Genomic DNA, 3354 nt, shown 5'->3' on the forward strand with positions numbered 1-3354 from the left:
CTCGCTGGAACCGCCGCACAGCGGAAGCTGGGACGCCTGGCTCGACGGCTGGGGCACGACCACCACCGACACCCTCGCCCAGACGGTCACTCTGCCCAGCGGGTGCAGCAACTACAACTTCAGTTTCTGGCTGCACATCGACACCGCGGAGACGTCCAAGACAACCGCCTACGACACCCTCAAGGTCCAGGTGCTCAACAGCTCCGGCTCGGTGCTGGGGACCCTGGCCACCTACTCCAACCTCAACCACAACACCGGCTACGCGCAGCACACCTTCAGCCTCGCGTCGTACGCCGGCCAGAAGGTCACCCTCAAGTTCACAGGCGCAGAGGACTTCGAGTACCAGACCTCGTTCGTCCTCGACGACACCGCGCTCAACGTGAGCTGACGGATCCGCCGGTCCCGGACCGAGTCCGGTTCGGGAACGAGCCGGGATCCTGAGCAAGGATCCCCGTGATCGGGCAACTGCCCCCGCCGCAACGCGCGGCGGGGGCAGTCGTACATCCGCCACGGCAAGGGATCCGAGAGACGCTCCGCCGAACCAATCCCGTCATGGCTGCCATCAGTCGGCGAGGATGCGCAGCAGGTCGCCGGGCAGCACCGTGGGCGCGGCGAGGAAGTTCGGGACGGCGCCCGCTAAGGGCGCCGTCCCGATCGGTGATCAGCAGGCCCGGTCCGGCGGCCACCGGGTGGCGCCGAGCGGGCTGGCGTCGTCGACGCCGCGTTCCCGGATCGCGTCGACGTGTCCGGCCGCCGTGTCGGCGATCTGCCGGGAGGTCGGGCCGACGTTGCGCACGGCGTTGACGAGCGACCCCACCGCCCTCACGCCCGCACGGGCGTCACGAGCAACACGCCGACTCATGAGCGGCTGGCTCATCAGTGACTGGCGAGCAGATCGACGTTGCCGTCGAACTGCCACAGCGGATTCGGCACGACCTGTCCCGCAGTGGCGATGAGGAAGTAGCCGTTCACTTGCACCGGTCCGTCTCCGTCGGCGATGTACCGCCCGTTCGCGGTGACGTTGAGCTGGTAAATGGCTTGGGCTGTGACGTTGTCACCGGGGACGACCCAGAAGACCGTGCAGCGCCAGTCGTTCCCCGGTCCGCTCTGTGCGCCGAGCCCTTCGCTCTTGCCACACACCGTGGAGGTCTTCAGCTGCGCTTCGGTCACCGGCGGCTGGCGCATCTGCGCTTGCTGGAGCCGGTAGAGGTGGGCGAACGCCGTGGTCATCGACCGCTGGATCTTGGCCTGTTCGATGCCGGAGCCGCTCGCCCCGGTCGAGACGGCGACGACGCCGATCGTCACGGCCAGCACACCGGCCAGCGGGAGGACACCCAGAGTCAGCGCCCTGCGTCCCGCGCCGTCGTTGTTGAGGTTGGTGAAGTCCCGACGGAGGAACACCAGGTAGGCCAGCGCCGTCGCGACGACCGCCCACACCAGGCCGACCCCGACGCCGATCAACAACGGCCCGAGTTGCTGGGGATCGGTGAAAAGGCCGTTCCAGGAGATGAACGCGTAACCGGGCAGCGCCAGGCGCACCGCGACCGGCAGCGGCAGCAGTTGCGCCACCTGCATCCCGAGAGCGGCGATCATCGGCAGGAGCAGGCCCATCGGGGATCGGCCCAGCGCGACGGACCCGAGCAGTCCGATGGCCGCCAGGGCGAGCGTCGGCGCCAGCACGCAGAGCCAGGCCAGCAGGACCTTGCCGCCCGCCTCCCCGCCGGTGAGCTGGTGGCCGTCCAGGCCGACCAGCGGCTGGTTGCCCTCCGCGAGCAGTCCGCCGATCACGCTGGAGACGGCCAGGCCGACCAGGCCCAGCACGACTACGGTGAGGCTGGCGATCGCCTTGGCCGCGAAGATCCGCCGGTACGAGCGGACCGCGATGAGCAGGTGGCGCCAGGTGCCCAGCCGGTCCTCGGAGGAGAACACGTCGCCGGCGACCACCGACGCGAGCAGCGGCAGCACCCACGTGCCGGCGACGCCGAGCACGACCAACGACCCGGCCCAGCCGGTGGCGTGCATCTCCCGGCCGAACAGGGTGTCCGACGGCAAAGTGCCCTGATGGTCGACCGCGAACACCACCAGGCCCGGACCGAGCCAGCTCAGCAGCATCAGCAGGCGTACCCGCCAGGTGGAGAACTGCTTGACCAGCTCGAAGTTGAGGATGCGGGCCACCAGGACCGGGCGCCCGCCCGCCGTCCCGGCCCCAGCCCCGGCGGGGGCGTCAGCGACGGTCGCGGTCATCGGCCGGCCTCCTGCTCGGTGAGGGCGAGAAACGCCGCTTCCAGCGGCGAGACGATGGGCGCCAACTCGCGCACCGCGATTTCCGCGCGCACGATCCGCGCCACGAGATCGTCCATAGCCGTCACCCGCGCGCGTACGACGATCACGTCGGTGTCCGGTCGCGCCGCGGCGTCGGAGCCTTCGACGACGCTTATGCCGGGCGTCTCGACCGCGACGGCGCGAGCGGCGGACGGATCCGAGGTGCGCAGCCGGTAGTCGAGTTCGCGGTTGTCATCGGAGAGCTTCTTCAACGGGCCGGAGAACACCACGCGCCCGGTGGCCAGGATGGTGACCTCGGAACACAGCGCCTCCACATCGTCCATCCGATGGCTGGAGAGGACGACCGTGGCGCCCTCGGCCGCGAGCCGACGCAGGACACCGTGTACGTGCTTCTTGCCGGCCGGGTCCAGGCCGTTGGACGGCTCGTCGAGCACCAGCAGCCGCGGCCCGGTCAGCAACGCCGCGGCCAGCCCCAGCCGCTGGCGCATGCCCAGGGAGAAGCCGCGGACCTTGTCATCGGCGACCTCGGTGAGCCCGACCTCCGCCAAAGCCTCGTCGACACCCGCGGCGATCGCGTCATTAGGGCGCAACGCTACCAGCGTCGTAAGGTTCTGCTTCGCGGTGAGAGTGGGGTAGAGGCCAGGCCCGTCGACGAACCCTGAGACACCGTCGGGTGCGGCCAGTGCACGTCCGACCGGATTGCCGAGGATCTCCAGACTTCCCTCGTCGGCGACGGCCAAGCCCAGGAACAGGCCCAGAAGCGTGGTCTTGCCGGCACCGTTCGGGCCGACCAAGCCGTGGATCTGACCTCGCGCCATGCTCACATCGACATGGTCGAGCGCGACGACATCACCGAAGACCTTGGTGATGCCGCGTCCCATCACCGCGACGGCCGTATCCATGCACCCCTCCCTCACCTAGCACTCATTCGACCATTCGACTCCGAGGTCTCTACCCCGTGGGACGGCGCTAAGCCCTAAGACGGCTGAAATCCCAAGGAACAAACGTCGGCTGGGGAACAAAGAGCAGAAAACTCCGGCCTGGCCCGCATCCCGCAGCACATGGTTGTCG

General features: G+C 69.1%; 3 protein-coding genes and 1 pseudogene. 1 reads left to right on the plus strand and 3 read right to left on the minus strand.

Translation table 11 applies throughout. The features are described 5' to 3' along the window. Positions 1-388, plus strand: a pseudogene (locus tag VGZ32_RS23255) (hydrolase); the annotation flags it as partial. A 273-nt stretch (positions 389-661) separates the two neighbouring features. On the opposite strand, the gene VGZ32_RS23260 reads toward VGZ32_RS23255, so the two are convergent. Genes VGZ32_RS23260 through VGZ32_RS23270 form a run of 3 tightly spaced genes read right to left on the minus strand, consistent with a single transcriptional unit; the run spans position 662 to position 3185 of the window. Then, complete coding sequence (locus VGZ32_RS23260; protein ID WP_326888287.1) at positions 662-826, minus strand: hypothetical protein; 165 nt, start codon at positions 824-826, stop codon at positions 662-664. A gap of 50 nt (positions 827-876) precedes the next feature. After that, positions 877-2244 (minus strand): ABC transporter permease, encoded by a 1368-nt coding sequence (locus VGZ32_RS23265; protein ID WP_326888288.1) that lies wholly within the window; start codon positions 2242-2244, stop codon positions 877-879. Further along, positions 2241-3185, minus strand: a complete 945-nt coding sequence (locus VGZ32_RS23270) for an ABC transporter ATP-binding protein (RefSeq protein ID WP_326888289.1) — start codon at positions 3183-3185, stop codon at positions 2241-2243. Before VGZ32_RS23270 ends, VGZ32_RS23265 begins: the two co-directional genes overlap by 4 nt. Positions 3186-3354 lie beyond the last annotated feature (169 nt).

The organism is Actinocrinis sp. (genome assembly GCF_035938995.1).
Taxonomy (GTDB): domain Bacteria; phylum Actinomycetota; class Actinomycetes; order Streptomycetales; family Catenulisporaceae; genus DASZGI01.

Excerpts from the sequence above, each read along its gene's own strand:
- VGZ32_RS23265 (WP_326888288.1), bottom strand. The coding sequence starts at position 2,244 with ATGACCGCGACCGTCGCTGACGCCCCCGCCGGGGCTGGGGCCGGGACG.
- VGZ32_RS23270 (WP_326888289.1), bottom strand. The coding sequence starts at position 3,185 with ATGGATACGGCCGTCGCGGTGATGGGACGCGGCATCACCAAGGTCTTC.